This is a genomic window from Abyssisolibacter sp. ZYX002, assembly GCF_056892235.1.
The window spans coordinates 371,707-395,512 of record NZ_JARMXH010000004.1 but is presented as its reverse complement, the minus strand read 5'-3'; the positions used below and the strand labels follow the sequence as shown (position 1 = coordinate 395,512).

Annotated in this window: 23 protein-coding genes; 4 read left to right on the top strand and 19 right to left on the bottom strand. The window is 30.4% G+C overall.

Going from position 1 to position 23,806, the window contains the following annotated elements; genetic code table 11:
* The first annotated feature begins 215 nt into the window (after positions 1-215).
* On the top strand, positions 216-1,808 hold the full coding sequence (locus P3X86_RS14345) for a carbohydrate-binding protein (protein ID WP_483293393.1): 1,593 nt from the start codon (positions 216-218) through the stop codon (positions 1,806-1,808).
* Positions 1,809-2,008: 200 nt separating this feature from the next.
* Here P3X86_RS14345 and P3X86_RS14340 read toward each other — a convergent pair whose 3' ends face one another.
* The 12 genes from P3X86_RS14340 to P3X86_RS14285 all read right to left on the bottom strand — a co-directional run bounded on the left by P3X86_RS14340 (position 2,009) and on the right by P3X86_RS14285 (position 13,528).
* A complete protein-coding gene (locus P3X86_RS14340; protein WP_483293392.1) occupies positions 2,009-3,385 on the bottom strand; it encodes a sensor histidine kinase in 1,377 nt (458 codons plus the stop codon).
* A complete protein-coding gene (locus P3X86_RS14335; RefSeq protein WP_483293391.1) occupies positions 3,376-4,035 on the bottom strand; it encodes a response regulator transcription factor in 660 nt (219 codons plus the stop codon). Before P3X86_RS14335 ends, P3X86_RS14340 begins: the two co-directional genes overlap by 10 nt.
* A gap of 29 nt (positions 4,036-4,064) precedes the next feature.
* Positions 4,065-4,826: a lantibiotic immunity ABC transporter MutG family permease subunit gene (locus tag P3X86_RS14330; RefSeq protein ID WP_483293390.1), complete on the bottom strand. Its 762-nt coding sequence runs from the start codon at positions 4,824-4,826 to the stop codon at positions 4,065-4,067.
* Complete coding sequence (locus P3X86_RS14325) at positions 4,826-5,563, bottom strand: lantibiotic immunity ABC transporter MutE/EpiE family permease subunit (protein ID WP_483293389.1); 738 nt, start codon at positions 5,561-5,563, stop codon at positions 4,826-4,828. The genes P3X86_RS14330 and P3X86_RS14325 overlap by 1 nt, the downstream gene beginning before the upstream one ends.
* 9 nt (positions 5,564-5,572) lie before the next feature.
* A complete protein-coding gene (locus P3X86_RS14320) occupies positions 5,573-6,268 on the bottom strand; it encodes a lantibiotic protection ABC transporter ATP-binding protein (protein ID WP_483293388.1) in 696 nt (231 codons plus the stop codon).
* A gap of 111 nt (positions 6,269-6,379) precedes the next feature.
* Positions 6,380-6,574 carry a hypothetical protein gene (locus P3X86_RS14315; RefSeq protein WP_483293387.1) on the bottom strand — a complete coding sequence of 65 codons (195 nt, stop codon included), beginning with the start codon at positions 6,572-6,574 and terminating at the stop codon, positions 6,380-6,382.
* A gap of 21 nt (positions 6,575-6,595) precedes the next feature.
* A complete protein-coding gene (locus tag P3X86_RS14310) occupies positions 6,596-7,435 on the bottom strand; it encodes a PHP domain-containing protein (protein ID WP_483293386.1) in 840 nt (279 codons plus the stop codon).
* Between the two features lie 25 nt (positions 7,436-7,460).
* Positions 7,461-8,618 (bottom strand): DUF6557 family protein, encoded by a 1,158-nt coding sequence (locus P3X86_RS14305; protein ID WP_483293385.1) that lies wholly within the window; start codon positions 8,616-8,618, stop codon positions 7,461-7,463.
* Between the two features lie 149 nt (positions 8,619-8,767).
* A complete protein-coding gene (locus P3X86_RS14300) occupies positions 8,768-10,273 on the bottom strand; it encodes a thiol-activated cytolysin family protein (protein ID WP_483293384.1) in 1,506 nt (501 codons plus the stop codon).
* 497 nt (positions 10,274-10,770) lie between these two features.
* On the bottom strand, positions 10,771-12,606 hold the full coding sequence (locus P3X86_RS14295; RefSeq protein WP_483293383.1) for a sulfatase family protein: 1,836 nt from the start codon (positions 12,604-12,606) through the stop codon (positions 10,771-10,773).
* A 335-nt stretch (positions 12,607-12,941) separates the two neighbouring features.
* Entirely contained in the window at positions 12,942-13,232 is a 291-nt protein-coding gene (locus P3X86_RS14290; protein ID WP_483293382.1) for a hypothetical protein, read from the bottom strand.
* Between the two features lie 125 nt (positions 13,233-13,357).
* Complete coding sequence (locus P3X86_RS14285; RefSeq protein WP_483293381.1) at positions 13,358-13,528, bottom strand: ribbon-helix-helix domain-containing protein; 171 nt, start codon at positions 13,526-13,528, stop codon at positions 13,358-13,360.
* Between the two features lie 282 nt (positions 13,529-13,810).
* Between P3X86_RS14285 and P3X86_RS14280 the strand changes: the two genes are divergently transcribed.
* On the top strand, positions 13,811-15,007 hold the full coding sequence (locus tag P3X86_RS14280; RefSeq protein WP_483293380.1) for a type I restriction endonuclease: 1,197 nt from the start codon (positions 13,811-13,813) through the stop codon (positions 15,005-15,007).
* Positions 15,008-15,096: 89 nt separating this feature from the next.
* Here P3X86_RS14280 and P3X86_RS14275 read toward each other — a convergent pair whose 3' ends face one another.
* The 4 genes from P3X86_RS14275 to P3X86_RS14260 form a co-directional block, all read right to left on the bottom strand.
* Positions 15,097-15,561 (bottom strand): GNAT family N-acetyltransferase, encoded by a 465-nt coding sequence (locus P3X86_RS14275; protein ID WP_483293379.1) that lies wholly within the window; start codon positions 15,559-15,561, stop codon positions 15,097-15,099.
* A gap of 37 nt (positions 15,562-15,598) precedes the next feature.
* On the bottom strand, positions 15,599-16,153 hold the full coding sequence (locus P3X86_RS14270) for a GNAT family N-acetyltransferase (RefSeq protein ID WP_483293378.1): 555 nt from the start codon (positions 16,151-16,153) through the stop codon (positions 15,599-15,601).
* A gap of 122 nt (positions 16,154-16,275) precedes the next feature.
* Complete coding sequence (locus P3X86_RS14265; RefSeq protein WP_483293377.1) at positions 16,276-17,778, bottom strand: thiol-activated cytolysin family protein; 1,503 nt, start codon at positions 17,776-17,778, stop codon at positions 16,276-16,278.
* 340 nt (positions 17,779-18,118) lie between these two features.
* Positions 18,119-18,676: a hypothetical protein gene (locus P3X86_RS14260; protein WP_483293376.1), complete on the bottom strand. Its 558-nt coding sequence runs from the start codon at positions 18,674-18,676 to the stop codon at positions 18,119-18,121.
* 227 nt (positions 18,677-18,903) lie between these two features.
* Here P3X86_RS14260 and P3X86_RS14255 point away from each other — a divergent pair, with 227 nt between their 5' ends.
* On the top strand, positions 18,904-19,728 hold the full coding sequence (locus tag P3X86_RS14255; protein ID WP_483293375.1) for a GNAT family N-acetyltransferase: 825 nt from the start codon (positions 18,904-18,906) through the stop codon (positions 19,726-19,728).
* 93 nt (positions 19,729-19,821) lie between these two features.
* On the opposite strand, the gene P3X86_RS14250 is transcribed toward P3X86_RS14255, so the two are convergent.
* Positions 19,822-20,064 carry a hypothetical protein gene (locus P3X86_RS14250; RefSeq protein WP_483293374.1) on the bottom strand — a complete coding sequence of 81 codons (243 nt, stop codon included), beginning with the start codon at positions 20,062-20,064 and terminating at the stop codon, positions 19,822-19,824.
* Positions 20,065-20,396: 332 nt separating this feature from the next.
* On the opposite strand from P3X86_RS14250, the gene P3X86_RS14245 reads away from it, so the two are divergent.
* On the top strand, positions 20,397-20,954 hold the full coding sequence (locus tag P3X86_RS14245; RefSeq protein ID WP_483293373.1) for a TVP38/TMEM64 family protein: 558 nt from the start codon (positions 20,397-20,399) through the stop codon (positions 20,952-20,954).
* A gap of 56 nt (positions 20,955-21,010) precedes the next feature.
* On the opposite strand, the gene P3X86_RS14240 is transcribed toward P3X86_RS14245, so the two are convergent.
* Entirely contained in the window at positions 21,011-21,550 is a 540-nt protein-coding gene (locus tag P3X86_RS14240) for a nitroreductase family protein (protein ID WP_483293372.1), read from the bottom strand.
* Between the two features lie 203 nt (positions 21,551-21,753).
* The gene (locus P3X86_RS14235) at positions 21,754-23,805 is read right to left on the bottom strand and encodes a M56 family metallopeptidase (RefSeq protein ID WP_483293371.1); all 2,052 of its coding nucleotides are present in this window, start codon (positions 23,803-23,805) and stop codon (positions 21,754-21,756) included.
* Position 23,806: the final 1 nt, after the last annotated feature.

The following is a 23,806-nucleotide window of genomic DNA, read 5'->3' as shown; positions in this document are numbered from 1 at the left end:
ACTGCTGAAGATGGTTAAATTAACTGGCTTAAATTAATAAATAATGCTTTAACTTATATTAAAAAAAATAGCTGAGTTCAATTAAATTCAGATAGCCTTGAAAATAAGCTCATTTAGCATTGACGTAACTCTTTTATTGGATAGTTTTTGAAGCGTTTTTTTAGAAACTTCATATAAATATATAAAGACTATTTTTATGAAGGAGGTTATAAATAATGATTCATCCGTATATATATGGGTTAATGCTAGAACACTACATGCGTATGGATTTTTATGCTAGAATGCGTTATGCAAATTATCTCAATTCTTTAAATGAACATACTAACTATCTTGATGCTATGAAAATAGATCCATGGAATAGTAATATTGTTTATTGGGGCGGAGAACAAGTTACGTATAATGGTAAAGTTTATGAAGCTAAATGGTGGACTAGAGGTGACGTTCCTGATAAACCTGTAGCTAATCCTTGGGAAACTCCTTGGAAACTAGTTTCTGGAGGTACTGAACCATCACCTACTCCACAGCCGACTCCAGAACCTACCCCAGAACCTACCCCTATTCCAACTCCTATACCTACTCCTGAAGAACCACCTACACAAAACATACCTAACGTCTATCCGGATTATAGTAATGTAGATGTTGGTAAAGGTATAAAATGGCCAAGTAAATGTTTTGCTCCTTTTGTTGATGCCACAGGATGGCCACCTCTTAAATTTGCTGACATGGCAAACACTTTATCTGTACCATACTTTAATCTAGGTTTTGTTGTATCTGAGAGTAGTAATCTATGTAAAGCAAGTTGGGGAACATATTATGCCGGCGAAGCTGGTCCATTAAATGACCAGATAAAATCCATTCGTGCAATGGGTGGAGACGTCATAGTATCGTTTGGTGGAGCTGCAAATACACCTTTACATGTAACTGCTCCTGATGTAAACACCTTAAAGGAGCAATATAAGAGATTTATCAAAGCATATGGTCTAACTAGAATTGATTTTGATATAGAAGGTGCTTGGCTAAATGATAAAAACTCATTAGTAAGAAACAGCAAAGCAATAAAACTGCTACAAGATGAACTAAAAAATGAAAACTACATGCTACAAGTTTGGTATACACTACCTGTTCTGCCTAGTGGATTAACTGCAGATGGAATCAATTCACTCCGATATTTACTTGCTGAAAAAGTTAATTTAGATGGTGTAAATGTGATGACTATGGATTATGGTGATTCGGTAGCACCTAATCCACAAGGTAGAATGGCTCAGTATGGAATAGATGCTATAACTAATCTACATGCTCAGCTCAAATCTGTACACAATGAATATGGTATTAGCAAAAGTGATTCAGAACTATGGAGCATGATAGGAACCACTCCTATGATTGGTATGAATGATGTAACAACTGAAATATTTACGATTAATGACGCTAATAAAACAGTAGATTTTGCAAAACAAAAATCAATAGGTATGATATCTATGTGGTCACTTAACAGAGACAAACAATGCCCTGGCGGTGAAACTAAATATGTATCAATTACTTGTAGTAGTATTCTTCAAAAAGACTATGAGTTTTCAAGCACATTCAATAAATATAATGATTTGAGCAATTTCAAGCCAGGTTCAGGTCCTACCCCGCCATCACCTGGTGAAGGAGGTATCCCTAACTGGTCATCTACAGCTGTTTATGTTGGTGGAGACAGAGTTAAGTATGAAGGAAAGACATATGAAGCCAAATGGTGGAATCAAGGTAGTAACCCTACTAAAGAAGTCGCAAACCCTTGGGAGACGCCTTGGAAATTAATAGGTTGATTTAAAAACACAAGAAAGTGGTTCATAATGACAAAGTTATCAATCTAACAGACTTTAGTAAAAGTTCAATTCGGGGGCGTGTTAAAATTGAGTAGCAGAGCTTACTTAGAGGTAAGTGAGCAACGGAAATTTGAATACAACGCAGAAATTGGGCTTTTTTCTACAGTCTGAGTGGTCTTATACATAAACCACTCTCTTTACTATACTATAGGTATAGTTATTACCACTTTCCCACCATGACCTTTTGAATTCTCTATTATGAGTTTACCGTTATGTTTCTTTACTATAGAGTCTGCTATATACAGCCCTAAACCATAGTGCTGTGATGAGCTTCTGCTCAAATCAGACATATAAAATTGTTTCTTAGCAAATTTTATATCTTCTCTGGTAAAACCCTTTCCACTATCTATAATTATAAACTTTAAACAATCTTCTTCTCCAACAGCTTTAAATATTATTTTCCCTCCTACAGGCGTATAATTTACTGCATTTGAAACAATATTCATCAAACAACGATAAAATAAATCTTTATCTATGGTTAGTAATTGTGGTAAATTCTCATTCTTGTGTACAACTTCTATATCTTTTGGAGTAGCCAATACAATAAGTTCTTTTGTTATATCTTTAATAAATTCTTCTGTATTTATATTGTTTAAAGAAAATGAAATACCTAAATCAATATTCGATAATCTGTTTAACAATATAATATACTGCTCTATTTGTTGAATCTTTTTTAAAATATAATCCATATATTCTTTTTGTTCGTTATCCAGTTTTGTTTCTTTTAATAGCTCTGCATTACCTTTAGCGACGGTTAGTGGAGTTTTTAAGTCATGAGCTAGTGCAGATATCTGCTCTCTCTTTGATTGCTCAAAGTTCCATTGATTTTCTAATGATTTCTTTAGTTCTGTTTTCATATCTGATAGCGAGATAAGTATATTATCGAACTCTTCAATCTTTGAGCTTCCCGTATCAAAATTTAAGTCTTGCTCCTTTATTTTTTTTGTCGCAACTAATAAAGGTTCTAAGCTTACTTTTAAATTTTTAGCAAATATAAGTGTAATAAATATTACTGCTATTAAACACACCACCCCAAAACTTATGATTAATAAAATCTCTGGCTTAGGAAAATGCTCGTTTAGCCACTCAGAGTTATAATTGAGTTGTACATAATATTGCAATACACATATTTCATCACCGTTTTCTATTAAGTAATATCTTTTAGATGACCCTGAATATTTATCTAATTTGTTTTTTGCAAATAGGATGGATTGTTTTAAATTTTCTTCGTTCATATTAGTCTTTTTGATGTTTAACTCTTTGTCCAATATAGTATATCTACATCCCTGTGGTATCATCTCTTCTGTTATTTCTTTTGCATTAATTAATACAGGCTTCATTTGTTTTATTATATTTTCTACATGGTTTGCAGGAATTAAAAATTCATATTTTAAACCTATGCTAACTAAAAGCATAATAATAGAAGCTATAATAGCAAATACAATTATTAATGTAGCCAAATACTTTATAAAGACTGCTTTTAAAGTGGTTTTTCTGTTTATCTTATTTATTTCCATTTATAGCCTATCCCCCAAACTGTTTGTATAGGATTCATACTGTAGTTAGAAAATTTAGCCCTAATATTTTTTATATGCTCTGCTATAGCAGAGTTATTGCTCTGCCCATCATATCCAAAAACTGCTTCATAAATTTGTTCTCTTGAAAATGTCTGCCCCTTATTCCTAGCCAAATATTCACAAATAGCATACTCACTTTTTGTAAATAGTATCTTATCATTTCCTACTATTATTTCTTTGCCTAGTAAATTAAATTTAACATCTGACACTATAAAAAAACTATGCTTCTCTCGTTTTTCTCTACGGATATGTGAACTTATCCTTGCTCTAATTTCACTCATTCCAAATGGCTTTGTTATATAATCATCTGCCCCTATACCAAGTCCTAACACTATATCACTTTCAAGTGTCTTAGCAGTAATAAAAATAATAGGACAATCTACTATATCTCTAATTTTCTTGCATACTTTGAAACCATCAATATCTGGCATCATAACATCTAACAATATTAAATCATATCCTATGAAATCACTGCTTGACATTGATTTGGCATTATTTTTAGTTACTACAAGATGATTGTCTTTAGACAGGATATTTTTTATGAGTATTAGAATATCAGGCTCATCATCAACAACAAGTATTTTAGCCATATTATCCCCTCCAATTCATCTATTATCTACTATTCGTAAAATCTACTTCCTTCCCATTTTGAAAACCATAGTACTATAACTACTAATGAGATTGTAGTTATAGCAGATATGTTAATAAGTCCTCTTTTAAAACTTTCCTTTAATAATTCATATACATCCATATTAATACACCTTAAAACTGAATAATCACAAAGTCTTACGCCCCATGCCCAAGGGACTACATTCCATAACTTATCACCTATACCAGTCACCATTATCGCAGATACTAGACTTCCTAATATCCCTACTCCTATAGATAAACCTTTCGTAAATCTTAGGCTCAAATACGTATGCAAAATATACAAGAAAATATTGCCCACTATTAGCCCTATTGCTACATTTATATAACAGCTAAAAGGTAAATTTGTTTCTTTTAGTACGTTTGAAAACAAAAATGCAAAAGTTGACAATGCTATGGTAATAGATATAAGGCTACCTGTAATCAAAACTATTAGTTTACTAATTAATGCTAGTGGTTTAAATCTTGAACCAATAAGTAGTTCTTGAAAATTACCCGCTTGTTCTTCTAACGATATAATCATACTACATAATAATGATATTAGTAAAGGTAAAGAAACGGCAAGTGTCTGAAAATATGCACTGATTTTGATTGTTGTAGCCCAATTTGAAACTGAATAATATCCTACAAATACACTAGCTCCAATAATTGGAATCAATATATGTATCCAAAACATCTGAGTCCTCTTTAACTTATAATAATCAGCTTTTATGAATCTATATAGCTTAATCATCACTTCACCTCCTGTTTACTAAACCAATTTGATGTTATAAAAACTAGCAAAGCAAATAACATTATTGATAAAATCAATCCATATACTATAACGTTATCCCCTAATAACATATCTCCTTTTTCAGCCAATGTTCCATTAGGTAATATACCTAATATCGGGCACATTAACCTCGTAGTCCAGCTATATGGACATATCCACCAAAAGCTACCACTTACCATGATTATATTAAGTACTATTCCCACTCCACTATTTATCACCACTGTTGTGAACAACCCTGTTCTTTTTGATAGATACATACATAAAGGAATCTGCCAAAGAGAAGTTATAACGATAACTATTAACCCAACTATTATATTTATATTATGTATAGGTTCTTTTATATCATCTATAAAAACTATTTTACCTACAAAGACGCTTATTGCAAGTAATATGGAAGATATAAAAAGAAATTTACCAATTACTAAAATCTTAGATATCCATATCTTTTTCAAATCAACAGGCAAACTCATAACACCAATATATTTCTGCTTTTTTTGTTCTTTCTGATGAACTAAAAAACATATGAGTGCGATATATCCCGAAAGTACCATTACATACCACCAATTCAAACTGTTTACTTCAAACCAAGGTGGTGATAGTGCGCCAACCAAAATGCTAAGTATCGGCATAATCATAATCAATTTTCTTATAAACGTCCTTTTCAATTTTAAGTTTTCTGCTTTTATATAGTTTTTCACATTATCACCCTATCTTTCTCTCTTAACGAGATTCATAAATAAACTCTCTAGATTTTCATCATTATTAATTTTTGATTCATATTTTAATATACCACCATCTATAATACCAATATAATCTGCTGTTTGCTCTATCTCACTTAAAATATGGCTCGAAATAATCACTGTGATTCCTTTGCTCGGTAACCTTCTTATAAGTTTTCGTAAATCGTTAATTCCTATTGGATCTAGTCCATTAGCTGGTTCGTCTAATATTAATAGCTTGGGATGATTTATCAAAGCAATAGCTATTCCTAACCTTTGCTTCATGCCCATTGAGAACTGACCAGCTCTTTTTTTGCCTGTATCTTTCAAATCAACTATTTCTAATACCTCATCTATACGTTTTTCATTAATTCCTAATAGCATTGTTCTAACTTTCAAATTTTCCCTTGCTGTCAAGTTTTCATAGAGAGGTGGCGATTCTATAAGCACTCCTATATTATTCAAATCTTTTCTGCTCCAATCATGACCATCAAATAACACTTTACCAGTTGTAGGCTTTAATAACCCAGTTAACATTTTTAATGTAGTAGATTTTCCAGCCCCATTTGGTCCAAGTAATCCATAGATTGTATTTCTCTTTATTGAGATATTAACATTATTCACAACGCTTTGTTTTTTGAACTGTTTACATAATTTTTTTGTTTGCAAAATATAATCTTCCATATCAATCATCTCCTTCTTTAATACCATAATAATAGATAATTTTAAGGATTTTATAAGGAAAATAAAAAAGATTGTAATGTTTTAAAAACATACAATCTTTTTGGTAATTTTCTATTTATTTTTCAACTTTGCTGATAATACAAACATCACTATCATGATTAAAATATATATTGTATAAATTGTATATGTAGCTTCAATACCTATCCCAAATGACATCTCTGGGTGCCTAAAGGCATATCCAACAAATACAATCATCACTATAACCATTAAACTCCCAATAACCAAAAATAATTTTGATTTATTCATCATTTTCACTCCTTTACATATCTAATCTATATTGATTCCCTCTAAGTTTAGTTTGTTTATAGGTATACTCATTTGCCCTATATCTGTATTTCCAAAACTTCCGTGAAAATCTGAGCCAGCTGTGATAATCAAGTTGTTTTGAACACATGTCTCTAGACATGCGTTAGTCACAGCCTCTGTATGCTTAGGATAGTAACACTCTATACCATCTAATCCTAGTGATACAAGTCTTAGTAGTTCTTTTTTAAAGATACTCATATCTGTTTCTATAATACGAACTCCTGGATGTGCTAACACAGCTTTGCCTCCTGCTTTATGTATAAACTCGCAAACTTCTTTAACTGAATGAAACTCTACCGAATCATAAAAGCATCCATAATCAGTATACAGTACAAAACCATCCACTAAGCTATCTGTCAATCCTTTATCCATAAAATAATGTAATGCCTTCCATCCACCTTTTCTACTATCATAGTCATATTCCATAAAATCATCTAGTGTAATATTGTCATAATACTCCTCTAGTTTTCTTATCAGCTTAATACTTATTTCATCCAATAATCTACGGTTTTCCTTTACAAAATCACAAAACTCCTTGTTGTTTAGATCAACACCATATCCTAGTATATGTATATCAATACCTTTATCAAGCGAGTCTAACTCTACAGCAACAATACTTTTAACTCCTTTTTCTGTGCATAATTCCTTTAGCTGTCTTGTGCCGTCAAGTACATTATGATCAGCTATAGCAAGCAATCCTACTCCATTTTGGATAGCTGTATCTAAAATTTCTTTTGGAGATTTTGTACCATCTGAGTACAACGAATGAATATGTAAATCTGCCGTCTTCTCATCTGCCATGTGATTCCTCCTAAACCTTCTATCATCATTTTGTATATAATAACACTAATGGTATCGCAGTTATGATAAGCATGATTATAATTCTTACATTACTCATTTTACCATAGGTTATGGTAGTTTTAGCTTTATTATCCCAATACGTAGAGTTTGTTTCTTCAAGTTTATTGTATGCTAAACCTCCCGTAATTAAATCTATGAAAGCAATATACATACCACAGCCTACAACATATACTAGTGTGCTTCTTATACAAGCATTTTTAAATGAAATTTTTTTCTCATTTCCAGTATTAATCTTAATGTTACAAATATACTTTGCAGGTGTAGTGCCTAATGTTGATAATATTATTATTTCTATTATAACATACACTAGTCGCGTAATAGGCATAAAATTGATATGCTTTATATCTACAAATATATTTCTTATACCCAGAATTCTAGTAATGATAATATAAATTGATGAGACTATTATATAGTCAGCACACCTTGCCCAAAATCTAAGCCAAGGTTTATGTTCACTTTTAGTTTCAGCTTCTTCTATTTCATTCTCAACTAAAACCTCCTCGCAATTAAGAGTATCTTTCAAATTGTTATATTCATTGTTTATTTCTTCAGCAGACAATCCGTATTTGGTCATCGTCTTTAAACAGTGAGCTACAAAAAGATTTCTACCTATAACATCAACCTCTTTTATATTTATTATTGACGACATCCAGTATTCCCACTCTAATAATTCAACAGAATATTCTTCTTTAGTATCTATATCAATACCACAAATTTCCCATTCTTTAATTTTAGAATCGAATAGATTATCTTTTACCTTTAAAGAAATATATATCTTTTCATCATTGAGAGCAAAAGTACTTATTAGACTATCGAAAACAATTTCATACTGTTTTTGAAGTTGTTTAAATGAGTAGTCAATTTTACAAAGTTCTTTAAATACATCCTCAAATGAAACTTGTAAAAATAATTCCATAAACATCATATGCTCACTATGCTTTTCTTTAGAATTAATATAGTTATCTGATTCTATATATAGAGGAAGATTTCTTTTTTTTAGTTCTTCTTTTGCAATATCAACAGCTTCCTCTACATATTCATCTCGTTTTGCATTTATTACTTCAAATAATTCTCTGTTTTTTAAATCTTTTATCTGCTTGCTCAATAGCTCATTTTTTCCCATGAATGACCTCCATAATTAGGTAATATATAATATATGTATAGTTCTATATTTTTCTGTTATATCCTTCTATATTGTGGTAAGAAAACTCAAAATTTGCATAAAAATAGAGCCAAACGTCATATATCTGTTTGGCTCTATATATTTATAATTTATTTAAATTCTATAGATGAAGCTGGGAATAAAGTTGTTCCCCATATAGCTACTTTTATTTCTCCTGCTAATGGTACATTTTTTTCATCAACTACGGTTCTCCACCATTCCCAAGCTAGTCCTGTACATTCTTTTGCGAAAATATTGATATTTTTAGTGTTTGGAGGTAAGTTGATAATAGATGAATAGTGTGCTGTTCTATCATGGTCATTACCATCCCAAACCTTGTGAGTTAATACTTCATTTCCTTGGTCATCATAAGATACTTCATCCCAAGATACATTGAATCTAGCAACATAACCACCACTGTGATCTAGAACTATTCTTCCTTTGCTGTACTCTGTAGCTGTAGTTTCAACATAGTCAGTAGAGTTGTGAACTGCTGCTAATGCATTATCTTTAATGAAAGTGCTTGTATAAGATATAGGGTATCCTGGATTTTTCAAACTAAATGTTGCATTGTCTTTTATTATCTGTCTTATTTCTTCAAAATTTGTTGTTATAAGCTTATTATGCTCTTGTGCATCTCCACCTAATACAACAACTTGGAAAGAACTATCGTTTATTATATTCTCATATTCGGAGTTTGCCTCTATCTTTTGACCTTTGATTAAAGCTTTAAAAGCTGCTTCAACTTTATTGCTTTGAGAATTTGTTTTTAATACAACATAAACTGTTCTTCCATATGCAACATTTGAAACCATTACTGGTGGTGATTGATCACTTACTCCTTTACCCTGTAAGTGTTTAAATGTAACACTTTCATCAAATAAATCTGAAGGATTATCTGGCAATTGTGCACTTACAGTATAAAAAATTTGCTTATAAGAAGCAACCATATACTTTTGCTCGCCTTTAGTTATTGCTTCAAAATTAATACCTAATAATTGGTCAGCAACATCAATATCTACATTCAAACCCATTTTTAATTGATTCTTACTATATACCATAGTTTCGCTGTATTGAGTTCTTGCTGGTAAAGTATGTGTCTCTGAATCTTTTTTACTCCACTTATCAATTAATTCATTGACAGCTGCTGTAACTCCACCATAGGATGGATTGTCTACTGTGATTGTGTTATTTTTTCCTAAGCCCGGTAAATCAATACTGATATCTATCGGCTTTCTTTTTGCAGTTAAAGCTGTTGGTCTGTTTTTAGCAAAATCGCCATCTGCTAACAGAAGTGCACCTGGATACGTACGATCCATAATTGAATCAACTACTGAAATATCTACGGGGTTAGTTCCTAAAGATTTCTTAGTATGCTCAAGCACAATAAACTTTCCATCTTCCTTGTAACCTTCTTTTGGTACAACGTTTTCAATAACATCTCCTTGGTTAGCTAGAACCTCATACTTATTGTAATCAAGATTAGCTATACCTTTGTCAATACTGTTAGTTTTACTTTGTGTTAATGCTTCATTTGAGGCTAATGCTGGTTGAACACTTAAACACACTGATAACGCTAGTCCAACTATTAACTTGTTCATTTTTGATAACTTCATATACAATCCTCCTCTTCTTTAGATATTTTTGAGTCTACTTCTTGAGTTGATTGTACACCTGCCTAAGAACGTTTACAACCGGAAGGTTATGCCTTGCTATCCAATTAAAATATACAATGTAAAAAAGGAACATAATCTGCCGTGAACACGTATTTAATAGGAATGAAATCTCTCTTTTTATAGGTTACCAATATAATCAAATCTTAATTTATTTCACTTTTCTAAGATTAGTTTGCATTTAAATTAATCAAAAAACATAAAAAGCTAACATGATTTGGTATATTAAAATTGTAAAAAACTATATTTTCAAAGTAAAAAAAGTAAAAAAGAAGAAATACAAACTAATTTACTCTATTATGATTAAATACTAAAATTAAACAACCCTATAATTTAATTATAGGGTTGTTATGTTTGTTGATAAACACCAACACATAAAAGTCAGTCCTCTATTTAAATGCACTAATAATATAGTTTGGATGTTTAGAGCATAAGAGCTTTTACACAAGGTACTCAGGGGAACAAGTTGGACACGATGGCTTCCCTGGTACATTTCCACTAGTAGGATATAACCGCTTTAGTTGACACTGTTCTTCAAGCACCTTAGCTAAGACTACTTTTACAACTTCTGTTTCTGGTGTTGAAAATTCTGTAAAAGCGAGATTATGTTTTTCAAGAGGATCTTTTGTGAGGTTATAAAATTCTATTTCAGGAGATATTGGAGTCGTCTTAGTTGTAGTAATACAAGCCGAGCAACTAATTGTATCATTAATTTCAATAGGTTTCTCTGTAGTGGTTACGACGTCTTCGCAACCTGGATTACTCCAAAATTGAGGATTATCAAAATACATGGAATATTTCCATTTCTCTAAAGTATTATTTTCACCTGTAGGTAACATTGTAACTATGGTCTGGACACTAGTAGGTTGAACCACTGAAGAATATGGCACACCCAAAAAACTAGTTTGAAATAGCCCTTTGGTAAAATCATCATCGGTCATAAAATATATTGGTTCATCTAATATTGTACTTTTGATTTCTTCTATTATAAAAGGTGCTAAATCTTTACCTACTAAAGGATGTACTTCTGTATGATTTTCTTTAAGTACACTTTGAATTTCTATTTCATCTAATCCAGCAAGACCCAAAATTGTTGGTAATATATCTACATGACTAGTAAGTATATCTGTAGATTTACTTTCTTTAAATATTGCTGGATTGTGTACAATAAAAGGAACATGAGTAGATTCTTCATAAGCTTGGTACCATTTTTGATAAAGTCCTCCGTGAGCACCTAAAAGTTCTCCATGGTCAGAAGTAAAGATTATAATAGTATCTTCATAAAACGAAGATTTTTTGAGAGCTTCAATAACTCTTTGCATCTCTCTATCCACTGCTAGTTGCAAAGAATAGTACAACTTACGATAAAATAAAGTATCTTCTAAAGGTTGAAGTGCTTTTGGATAAACTTCTCTGTAACTTCGTTGCGCTATTGGTTTAGTAAGTAGTGATTCATTAGCTGTTGGCGCTCTAGGTATATCAGGAACAGATGGGTCTATTCTAAAATCATATAATGGGTCTATTCTTGTAATATCACCAAATATAGCTATGTCATGTGGATTAACAAAAGAACATGTTATCATCCAAGGTTTACATTCATTATCTAAATTAGATTTATTCTCATCCAATTGATTTATTAACTCAATTACTTCATCAGCATAAACTATATCTCTTCCACTAAGACCTATAGCTGCCGATGACCCTGAATTTCTAGGATTTCCTCCAAAAGGCTCAGGTCCAATCCATCCATCAAAACCAAATGGCCCTAAGCGATTTGAGTTAACATATATGCTTTCATTTTCAGGAATAGGTACACCTGTTTCAGCATTATATGTTAAATAAGAATCTTGTGTATCAGGTATCAGTATATCAGATTGAGATGCATGCCATTTACCTTTCCAAAACGTTCTATAACCTCCTATTCTAAGGTAATCACCAATTGTTGGTACAGTATTTGGGTCTAACCAAAACATATCAGGTTCAAAATCTACTTTAGCAGCCCCTGTAGTTTGACTTACACCATGCAACGAAGGATATTGCCCAGTATAGATAGTCCCTCTACTAGGTGAACATGCAGTACTACCAGTATAGTGGTTATTAAATTCTAATCCATTTTCTTTTAGCATTTCTTGAGCTCTTAATTCTAACTTGCGCCAAAGTTTAATTTCTTCCGTTTCGTATACCGTAGGATAACGTTCTTGGTCAATTAGTATGAATAGAAAATTAGGTTTGTTTAAAGAATTAGATATTGTTTTATTTTCTTTATTTTGATTCAAAATATCACCTCAAATAAAATTAAATTTGTTAAATTAATCAAACTGCATAATAGACAAATTTTATTATAATATATGAGTGAAACTTTAATATGATTCTATTTACAATAATAAAACAACTACATAATTTAATGATTCTAGAGTAATATTACCCTGTAGTATGTAAATGTAGTTGGCGTTCGCAAAACAATATATACCTATAGCTAGATATATTTAAAAAGTTGACTAATTTACGCTATCATAATTAAGTGATAAAATTAGCAACCCATTAATAAAATTATTGGGTTGCTATGTTTATTGTTGATTGACTAAACATCATTTGGTTGATAATTAAACTTTCATATTATTCCGAGTTCATTTAAAAGCTTAGCGCAATCTTTAAAACCTTGAAAATAAAGTTTTTCTTTCTCTATCCATTCAATATTTGTAGAGCTATCCCTATATTTTAACAAGAACTCTCTATCTTCATCTTTAAGAAGACTAAGAATTTTTTGTGCCTTTACACTTTCATTTATATTATTATCTAATAAAGCTTTATATTCATTATCATTATTACGCAAACCACTTAGCACATGCTCATGAATGTCAACAAATAAATCTTGAAAATACTCCTTATACTCGTTTAACATAATTATTGTCCTCCTTATGGTATCTTGCAATACTGCCACAAACAGGGTATAATAGATTTACCGCTATTTGTGATAGTGGAACTTGGAAGTGGTGAATTTGTTTGTCCGACATGCACCGCTTCCTTTTATTTATTGTCAACCAACTGAATTATTGCTTTTCTTATCACAGTAGAACGTGATAATTTATTAGCTTCACAATATTTGTCCAATTTATTTAACGTTGATTTATCTATCCTAAAACCAATACGTACAGGCATCGGATTCTCAGTTGGACGACCTATTTTTTTGTCGCTCAATAATTCACCTCCTTTTGTCCGACATAATTATCATATAGTTTCGTCGAACAAAAGTCAAGGGTTATGCATAAATTTCTTTTTTAAAATTTCTCCCTCAATTTAGCTCTAATAAAAAAACTATGTTTTAATAAATAATTTTGTAATACTTTTACCTATATGACTAATTATTTAACAAAATAAGCATTTTTACCATTAATTATTTATGCTATAATTTTCATATACACTATCAATAAACTTTAGTTTATTACTAAATTTACGTTTACACTAGGAGGATACTACATAATGATAAACCCTGTTATTAATCTACAAAAAGAAATAGAAAAATTACAAAGCTTTGCAATTAAAAACAAATCCAGTTTTACAAATGAAGAAATAACAAAACAAACTCTTATATTACCATTTATTAAAGTGCTAGGTTTTAATACTAAAAATCCAAATGAAGTAAAGGCAGAATTTTCTCCAATAAATGCACCAAATTCTTTAAAAGTAGATTATTGTATAAGTATTAACAATAAGAATTGCGTTTTCATTGAAGCAAAAAGCTACAATAAAAACATTGTAAAATACACAGAGCAAATGGAGAAATATTACAACGCGTCCGATAGTGTGGAATATGGTATTTTAACAAATGGTATTAATTATTATTTCTTCACAAGTTCTAAGCAAACTGAAAGAATGATAACTCAACCATTTTTTCAGTTTAATCTTTTAGATTACTCCATAGATGATCTTGAAACGCTTGTAGGCTTTACTAAAAATAAATACTCGTATAGAGAAATGCGTATACTAGCTTATGAAAATAGACTTATTAATAAAATGAGCAATAGTTTATTCAATTTGTTAGGGAATCCAAATGAACTCAAAGACTTTTTTATAGATGATTTTAATGGATTACCGAATGATACCATAAACAGACTAATTCCTATTGCCATAGAAAGAGCTGTTATCAAAAAAGGTGATGAGTACGAAGAAGAACGTAAGCAAAAAGTCGTACTTCGTTATTCCCAAGAACAATTATTAAATTTAGGAAGATATGAAATGATTGATTCTATAGGACATAAAATATTTATACCATCTCGTCAAAAATTTGATAAATTAATTAGAACTGATAAAGATAATTATTGTGTAGAAAAAGGAAATCCATACAGCGATTTTTTTATTGCTGCAATTTATAGTGATAAAAAAAATATCCAAGGCTATTTAATAGGACATTACTTAGGAACAAAGGATGAATCTGGTAATGAAAATATCATGCTATATTGTGCCCCTTGGGACAACATAGCATCTTTTGTACAAAATAACCCTATTGTTAATGAAAGTGGATTTATTAATGCAAAATTTATAAAAAGAGTCAGTAAAAACAATAGTATTTCTTACTATTTGCAGAGTAATATTAGTGGTGTTTCTTTTCAAAATTTTCCATATTTAGTAGTTAATATGAGTGATTTTCAAGAATTTTATCAAGAATATTTTGCATAAGTTTAATTATTGTATAAATAAAATAGGACTTCAAATCGTCTCACTTTTCTAATAGTTTTGCGATTTGAGTCCAATTATACTTTTGACTTCTAATTCTTTTTCTCTAAGATAGTAACCTTAGGATAAAAATTATATTTTTTGTACATACCAATAACACTTTCATTACCAACAGCTACTCCTATTTTAATTCTACGAGAGTCTTTCTTACTTAACCACTCTAACGCTTTTTCCATTAATACTTTGCCTATCTTTTTTCCTCTATAATCAGATTTTACATAAAGTGAATCAATTTCTCCTACTAATTTGTTATCAATAGATGCTATGATATATCCTATAAATTTATCATTTTCCGCATCTTTAGCTAGTATAATAAAAACATCCCTATCACTATTTAATATACTATTTTTTCTCATACTAAAATTAAAACTACTAAAATAATCACTAAAGTCAATGGATTTTGCAATATGTACTTCATTAAGTTCTTCCCATAAAGGTTGTACTTCATCTAATAATTCCTTACTTCCTATAATGTACTCAATCTTTTTATCAAACAAAACAACTCACACTCCTCTTATATACTAGTAACATTCATCATTTTGAAAAGAAAATATTAAACTTTGGATTATCTAACTTAAATACTGCATAAGGAAAGTCTATTTTTACAGCATGCCCTTTTTCTACTACAGTTTTAACATATAAGAACTCTGCTCTCTTTAAAAGTTTAATAGATGCTTCATTTTTTTCGTGTGTCCATGCATATAGAGTCTCAAACCCTAAAGTATTAAAGCAAAAATTGTTTATTGCACGTAATGCTTCTATCATATATCCTTTTCCTCTTGCTTTGGGATACAATGTATACGCATACTCTCCTTTTTTATGGTTTATATTCCAAACAGAGATAGTCCCAAATGGTTCATTTGTACATTTACCTGCTATCACCCAAAAAAGCCATTTGTTATTATTAACACCTGATTCCATACGCTTAAAATAATCTTTAGCCTCCTTCTCGTGTAGTAGCTCTTTCATATCTACAAACTCAAAATTGTCTAATGAACATTGAAATTTAAAGTGTTCTTTATAATCATCTGTAGTTGGTAATCTTAAAATAAGTCGTTTAGTTTTTATTATATCATTTGAGATTTTCATATCTTCTCCCTACAAATTAACACTACAAACATTTATTATTATTTTATCACAAATAGATTACATAAAAATGAAAAAGGAGCCAAGCTATCGCATTATTATACGATAACTTGGCTCCTTTATATCTATTTATATTCTATTTTTGAAGCTGGATGTAAGGTTGTCCCCCAAATTGCTACCTTTATAGTATTTGATAATGGTACATCTACTTCATCTAAGACTATTCTCCACCATTCCCAAGCAAGTCCTGTACATTCTTTAGCTAGAATCTTAATATTCTTAGTATTAGCTGGAACATTGATAACTGTTGAGTAATGAGCTGTTTTGTCTTTATCGTTACCCTCCCATGTCTTATGAGTCAATATCTCTTCTCCTTTATCATTGTACTCCACTTCATCCCAAGATACTATAAATCTTGCTACATATGCACCTCTATGATCTAGTATTATTTTTCCTTTACTATATTCTGTTGCTTTAGTTTCTACATAATCTGTGGTGTTATGAACTACTGCAAGAGAGTTGTCTTTTAAGAATGTATTTGTATAAGATATAGGATATCCTGGATTTTTCAAACTAAAAGTCGCATTGTCTTTTATTATTTTTCTTATCTTTTCAAAATCTGTTGTTATTAATTTATGGTGTTCTTGAGAATCTCCTCCTAATACTACTACGGTAAATGAACTATTGTTTATTATTCTTTCAAATTCTGTGTTCGCCTCTATCTTTTGTCCTTTAATTAATGCTTTAAATGCTGCTTCGACTTTATCACTCTTATAGCTTGTCTGCAATACGACATAAATAGTTCTTCCATATGCAACATTTGATACAATAACTGGTGGTGAATCATCACTTACCCCTTTTCTAGCTAAATCTTCGTATTCTAAATCTGTAGCAAATAAATCTGATGGATAATAAGGTAATTTAGCACTAACAGTGTAGAAAATTTGTTTATATGAAGCTACCATATATTTTTGTTCACCCTTAGTTATTGCTCCAAAGTCAATTCCTAATATTTGATCAGCAACTTCTATATCCACATTTAACCCCATCTTCAACTGATTCTTACTATAAACCATTGTTTCACTGTATTGAGTTCTAGCTGGTAGAGTATGTGTATCTGAATTTTTCTCACTCCAATTATCAACCAAGTCATTTACTGCTGCTGTTACTGTACCATAAGATGGATTGTTAACTGTTATAGTATTATCACTACTTAAACCCGGTAAATCAATACTGATATCTATAGGCTGTCTTCTCACAATCAATGGTGTTGGTCTATTTTTAACAAAATCTTTATCCGCTAGTAATATAGATCCTGGATAGGTTCTATCTCTTATTGAATCAACTATTGTTATATCAATAGGAGAAGTTCCTAATGATTTTTTAGTATGCTCTAAAACTATGAACTTTCCGTCTTTATTGTACCCCTCTTTTGGTACAACATTTTCAATGGTATCTCCTTGATTTGCTAGTATTTCATGTTTGTTGTAATCAAGTTTGGCAATACCTATGTCAATACTTTTAGTACTTTGCAATAGTGGTGATGATGAAGCTATAACAGGTTGTGCCACTATACATAACGATAAAGCTAGTCCCACAATTAGTTTGTTAACTCTTGTTAATTTCATTATACAAACCTCCTATATTTTTTTATTGGTAGCTTTCACTACTTCATCCATACTGCTAATGTTAGAATAATGTACTATGTATTTATTTGGGTATAAAATATGGTGATGAAAAAAAGATAGGATAAACAACTTTGTTTTTGTGGTTTTATAACTTGCTATTGTATTAATTAGATATTGCGTTATTTAACTAAAGAATTGTTTTAAAAAATTAGCTATCAGTTTGATTTGATAGCATTAAGTATATTTGTATTTAATTTATTATATCAACAGTATACATTTTTGTCAAATTTATCAATAATTGGATAGCGTAGTTATGCGTTCTAGACATTTACCCTTATCTCTAAATATATGACCATTTATTTCTCTTCATTCTATTAGGTGTACTATATTTACTCCACCAATTATAGGCACTTTTCATCTGACGATTAACTTCACTTGAAATTTTGGTATACAAATAGGAATCTGATTTTTGCACTAGAATTTGATCCTTACTAGGTATAAAATTTTTACTTTTTTTCTCTCCTACTGATTCATAATGATAGTATGTTCTAAATCTCGTATAACGTTTTTTTGATTTATACACATCTGTATAATAAAACCATCCATCAAACATCCCTTTTAATCTATATCTTTTAATAGTTGAATATACTGTAATATTTTCTAAAGACTGAAATTCTTCAGTATAATAATTAGTTAATTCTTTTTCGCAATCAGTAAAGACTGTAGATATTTCAATATTAAATGCTCCCCCACATTTATAAGTATAAAACACTAATAATTCTATTCGATTACCTAAATTTCTCTTATAATGCGGAAAGTCTCCACTAAATCCCTGCTGTTCTAACAATGGTATAACATGTTCTTTTAAAGAAGCAATCATTTCTTGTCTTTGTGACATACAACTTCACCCTATTTTCTCATTTTTAATCTTTATAGAATATGGTCATATTTAATTCCAGTTTTAGTATCTACTATTTAACAAAATATATTAAGTTTTGCGTCTATGCATTTGTTTGTGTTATAATAACAATCAAACGATTCTAGGTAGATTTATTTTAGCTAAGTATTCTTCATATTATTTGTTCTAAATTAATTCTTTAAACACATTAAAAGGAGTTGACAAATTTGAAAATAGTTACTGGTAAAAATGAGAATGAAATACTCGCAATTAACAAAGATGATAACATATTAGGTAAAGGATATATTTATGAATTCATAGCTTCTGAGATATATGAAATAGATAGAGTTAACTATTTCATTGATGTTAAAGCTGAAGTAGGAGACAATGATAATAAAATAAAAAAATTCATTATTCAAAATTTGGTAGAGAAAGCAAAGACAAAAAGAAAAAATTATCCAAGTTATAAATCGAAAGTGTACAATTGTTGTTTTTCTAATGATGAAAAAAAGCTTGTGTTATTTTCATCAATTGATGGCTTTAAACACGATGAAGGTATGCATATACTAAGCTGTGACCTAAGTACAATTACTCCTCATAAAAGTAGTAACCTTGACTACGAAATAAAAGAAGATTGCTTGAACAACGACGAAGAAATAAATAAATTTATAAATGTACATAGCAAGGTATTCAGATCTCATCCTTATACTAAAGAACAAATCATTGAATTTAAAGAACAAAAGGGATTCAAAAACATAGCGATTTATGATGGCGAAACAATGATAGGCAATATTTTGCTCATAGTTGAAGATAATAAAGATTCTGGCTTGAAAATTGGTTGGTTAGAGGATATGTTTATTTCTAAAAAATACAGAAATAAGCATCTGGGAGAATTTTTAGTAAAATCCGGTCTAGATTACTTTAAATCATTAGGATTAAATGAGTCAAGACTTGAAGTATGGAGTGCTAATATACGTGCTTACAACTTATATAAGAAAATGGGTTATAGCTTCAAAGAAGAAACTGAATCATCTGTAGGGATGTGGATATAACGACCATTATTATCTAGTATCATGATACAAATACCCCCAATAGAAGCAGTTTCTATTGGGGGTTATACTAGTTAAAGTTGTCAATGTTTTTAATTACTTTATCCTTTTAAATATCCTTTTACCATCAACTATATTTAATTTTATTTGACCATCTTCTATAGTTCCAGAATATTGTCTTTTACCCAAAAGATTTGTTACAGTCCATTGTGGATTTTCATCTTTAGGAATATCTGTACTAGCTTTATATTCTAATTTAACTGGATTAGTAAATATTTGATCTGCTTTAACACTCAATATAAAGCTTATGGATTTATTATCTACTTTTAACGCCTTCAATCCACAACAAAAAAGCCAGGATAATACCCTTCTCTACCTTCATCAAATTCATCACTGGTTCCATAGTATCTTCCGACTAATTCTTCATCTTCCTCTTCTAATACAATATAATGATCTTCAACTAAATTTTTTGTATTATTCTCATACTCGTATTTATAAACTCCAAATCAATTTATTCTTTTTGTCTATCCACACCAATTATACATTTGTTTTTTCATTGTCTATATAGTAAACCACTTTATTGCTAATTTCAATATTTGTACTAAAATTGTAACAAAACTTGTCGGTTTTTGTTATAATAATTTTATAAAAAACATTATAAAGGAGAAATCATGTTTAATTTAAACGACCTAGTGGAAATTTTTCAGAATAATAGCTCTATAGCAATCCCTATAAGTTTACTTATTAACATAGGTATAGCTTTAGTAGGAGTACTGCCTTCCGTATTCGTAACAGGGGCTAATATAGTTTTTTTTGGAAGTATAAAAGGTTTCTTTATATCTCTTTTAGGTGAAACTATTGGTGCTTATATCACTTTTACTATTTATAGACTAGGTCTTAAAAAGAGAATTAATAAACTAACAGATAAAAACAAACTACTCAATAGGTTAGCTAACAGCGAGGGTAAAAAAGCAGGTCTATTGATATTTGAAGGAAGAGTGATTCCTTTTCTTCCATCGGGATTAGTAACTTTAGCTGGTTCAATAAGCAATGTAGATAGCTTAACATTTACTATCGCAACTTTTGTAGGAAAGATGCCCTCTATAGCTTTGGAAGCTTTAGTTAGCTATCAGATAATAAATGCTTATAATAACTGGATAAGGCTTGGTATAACTATTATAGGTTTAGTAGTATTGAAGTTTACGATTGGAAGAAAAAATAGTAGCTAAAAAGAGAGCAAATTTGATATGCTCTCTTTTCTTATATTAATCATTTTCTCCTTATATTACTTATTTCTGCTATATATCTGCTCAATAGTTTTTCTTTTTTTCTTGTGTACAATTGTATCTTTAGGATATCCTAATGCAATAACTAATACTACTCGTTCATTTGATTCTAAAGTTACATGTTTTTTAATCTTCTTCTCATTAAACCATCCAATCATACATGTTCCAATACCTAACTCAGCAGCTTGTAAACAAAAATGCTCCGCAGCCATACCAACATCCAAAAGATAATAAGGCAATCCTGTTATCATCTGACCAATTTTAGAAGAACTGTTTCCTTTCTTGGCAACAACCACTATTAACGCCTTTGCTCTAAGTGTAAATTTATTAAATCTAATAACAGAATTAAATGTTGCTTTAGCTATATTGTTCATTTTATCTGGTTCATCTACAAGAACAAAACGCCAAGGCTGTGAATTGGTAGCTGATGGTGCTAATCTGGCAGCTTCAACACATTTTAGGATATCTTCTTCTTTAATTGGTTCATCTGAAAATTTTCTAACACTTTGTCTAGCTTTAATCAAATCTTGAAAAGTCATTAAAACATCCTCCTACGTTTTAATTTCAAACATATTTCTTTATGTCAAGTTTGATTATGATATACTCTTACAACAGGTAAAAGCCAATCTTTATAATTATAAATACGCAGTATATTTTATTCGGTACCTATGCTAATTATACTAGCTTTATGATGTAATAATCCCTATTGGGTTATTTAGCGTATAAATTAATCTTTCATGATTTATGGTAAAAACTGTTCTGTAATGCTTTGCACATATCCATCTTGTGTGACAATCCTAAATGGTGGTCTAGAACTTTTATATTCCTTGAGATATTTGTCAAACTCCTCTTTATTAACAGTTTTATACCCACCTTTTCCTTTCCAATCAACAATATTATATTTAGTTTGCTTATTCACTTCACAATACATTGGGTAAGTAACAGGGTTGTGTATATAATACCCATTTGGCATATCCACAGGAGATATCTTCAGTTCCTTTAATCTCTCTGTATCTTTGTCAGTTAACCACTCAACTTGATCAAAATGAAATGATGGCTTGTCAGTGCTAAAGTTTAATATAAAACCAACAAAATGACTTTCTGGAGTTTTTGCAAAATCCTCTATCATAGCTGGATTTACAGTATCAAATGATTTAGGCACAATATTCAATCCTTTATCATTTTTTGTAAAGTTTGTAGCTACCTGCAATGGATCAAGTAATGAAGTTTTATTCCCATCATCACATTGTTTTTGCATTTCATTATAATAGTCTATTGTCTTTTTATCTGTTTTAGGTGTTACATAATATACATTTCCATTGGTATCCTTCCATCGCTCTACACACCATATACCTGCTTTTCCTTGCTTCGCAGGTTGAGATAAAAGAAGTTTAGCTGTCTCTCCTGAAGATGTAGTAAATTTCATCACAATATGATTGCCTTTGTAGGTCTCATGTGGCAATAATTTTATGCTTTCAAGGAATATTCGAACTGCAGTTTCCTGCTGCGCTATAGTAGTAAAATCACCTTCACCACTCCAGATGCACCCTAAATACTGTAACTGTGATTTCTTACGCGAAAATACCAATATAGGCTTTCCTCTACTAGTGTCTTCAGTAATCCATCCATCAACCATATTTCTACCTCCAGGAAGCATAACTTTATCTGTTTCTTCAAGCTTCAACCTATATTCAAGACTCCAGATTTCTAATGGTGATGAATATAGAGTATCAAACGACGCCATTTTTTCGAGTTTCGTAATTTTCTTATCAGCTACCCTGATATCTGACTTCTTATTATCATTAAAAGCATTAATCTCCTTCTCAACAAACTGATTAGCATAATCATCTACTGTAAATTGTTCTTTTTTAGGGTCACTCATTAGCCCGACACAAGCTACTACTACAGCTACTATAGCTACTACAGTAACCCAAAATGCAGGTTTTTTATAGTTCAATACATTTACAATTCTACCTTTAGTATTATTTTCACCAAATGCAAGAGGACAAGTGAGTATGTTTCGTCTGCCCGTAGATAGCGATAAAAGCGAAGTTGTATAATCCTTTTTGATATCACTACCCATTTGTTTTATAACACTTTCATCACAAGACAATTCCATGTCTTCACACATAAGAAAAAATGCAACCCAAGCAAGAGGATTAAACCAGTGTATACATAATGCAAAATATGCTAAAGGTTTTACAATGTAATCATATCTTTTAATATGTGTTTGTTCGTGTTTAAGAATATAAGCTCTTTCATGTTCATTAAGATTATTAGGAAGATATATCTTAGGTTTAATTATACCAAATACAAAAGGTGTTTTTATACTCGCTACTTCATAAATATTATCTGAAATAAATTTTGCTGATTTTAATTTACGATATAATTTAATAGCTGTAAAAATGCTATATACTAATAAAACAATTACTCCTAAAACCCACACTAATTCTGCTAATGTAAACCAAAATTGAGTTGAACTCATTTTGGCACTAACATCAGATGCAGACGTTGAGCTTTTTACTACTTGGTTTATTACTGTAATACCACTGTTAACTTGTGGTGAATTAGAATACATTATATTTTGTGGGACAGTCTGTGTATTGGCAGGTATTAGACTAAATATGCTTTCAAATGAAAATGGACATAAAAATCTGAACAATACTACTAACCAAAGGGCATATGAGAAAATTTTAGGTGTCTTTTTAAGTAGAAATCGTGCAACAATAACAAATAAAATAACATAGCTTGTTGTAATACTCATATCTAAAATCTGTAAAAACAATTGATCCATA

Coding starts and splice junctions, on each gene's coding strand:
- P3X86_RS14315 (WP_483293387.1), bottom strand. CDS start 6,574: ATGAATAAATCAAAATTATTTTTGGTTATTGGGAGTTTAATGGTTATA.
- P3X86_RS14240 (WP_483293372.1), bottom strand. CDS start 21,550: ATGACTTTTCAAGATTTGATTAAAGCTAGACAAAGTGTTAGAAAATTT.
- P3X86_RS14260 (WP_483293376.1), bottom strand. CDS start 18,676: ATGTCACAAAGACAAGAAATGATTGCTTCTTTAAAAGAACATGTTATA.
- P3X86_RS14320 (WP_483293388.1), bottom strand. CDS start 6,268: ATGGAAGATTATATTTTGCAAACAAAAAAATTATGTAAACAGTTCAAA.
- P3X86_RS14305 (WP_483293385.1), bottom strand. CDS start 8,618: ATGGGAAAAAATGAGCTATTGAGCAAGCAGATAAAAGATTTAAAAAAC.
- P3X86_RS14340 (WP_483293392.1), bottom strand. CDS start 3,385: ATGGAAATAAATAAGATAAACAGAAAAACCACTTTAAAAGCAGTCTTT.
- P3X86_RS14310 (WP_483293386.1), bottom strand. CDS start 7,435: ATGGCAGATGAGAAGACGGCAGATTTACATATTCATTCGTTGTACTCA.
- P3X86_RS14335 (WP_483293391.1), bottom strand. CDS start 4,035: ATGGCTAAAATACTTGTTGTTGATGATGAGCCTGATATTCTAATACTC.
- P3X86_RS14300 (WP_483293384.1), bottom strand. CDS start 10,273: ATGAAGTTATCAAAAATGAACAAGTTAATAGTTGGACTAGCGTTATCA.
- P3X86_RS14290 (WP_483293382.1), bottom strand. CDS start 13,232: ATGTTAAACGAGTATAAGGAGTATTTTCAAGATTTATTTGTTGACATT.
- P3X86_RS14330 (WP_483293390.1), bottom strand. CDS start 4,826: ATGATTAAGCTATATAGATTCATAAAAGCTGATTATTATAAGTTAAAG.
- P3X86_RS14265 (WP_483293377.1), bottom strand. CDS start 17,778: ATGAAATTAACAAGAGTTAACAAACTAATTGTGGGACTAGCTTTATCG.
- P3X86_RS14345 (WP_483293393.1), top strand. CDS start 216: ATGATTCATCCGTATATATATGGGTTAATGCTAGAACACTACATGCGT.
- P3X86_RS14270 (WP_483293378.1), bottom strand. CDS start 16,153: ATGAAAATCTCAAATGATATAATAAAAACTAAACGACTTATTTTAAGA.
- P3X86_RS14280 (WP_483293380.1), top strand. CDS start 13,811: ATGATAAACCCTGTTATTAATCTACAAAAAGAAATAGAAAAATTACAA.
- P3X86_RS14235 (WP_483293371.1), bottom strand. CDS start 23,805: ATGGATCAATTGTTTTTACAGATTTTAGATATGAGTATTACAACAAGC.
- P3X86_RS14245 (WP_483293373.1), top strand. CDS start 20,397: ATGTTTAATTTAAACGACCTAGTGGAAATTTTTCAGAATAATAGCTCT.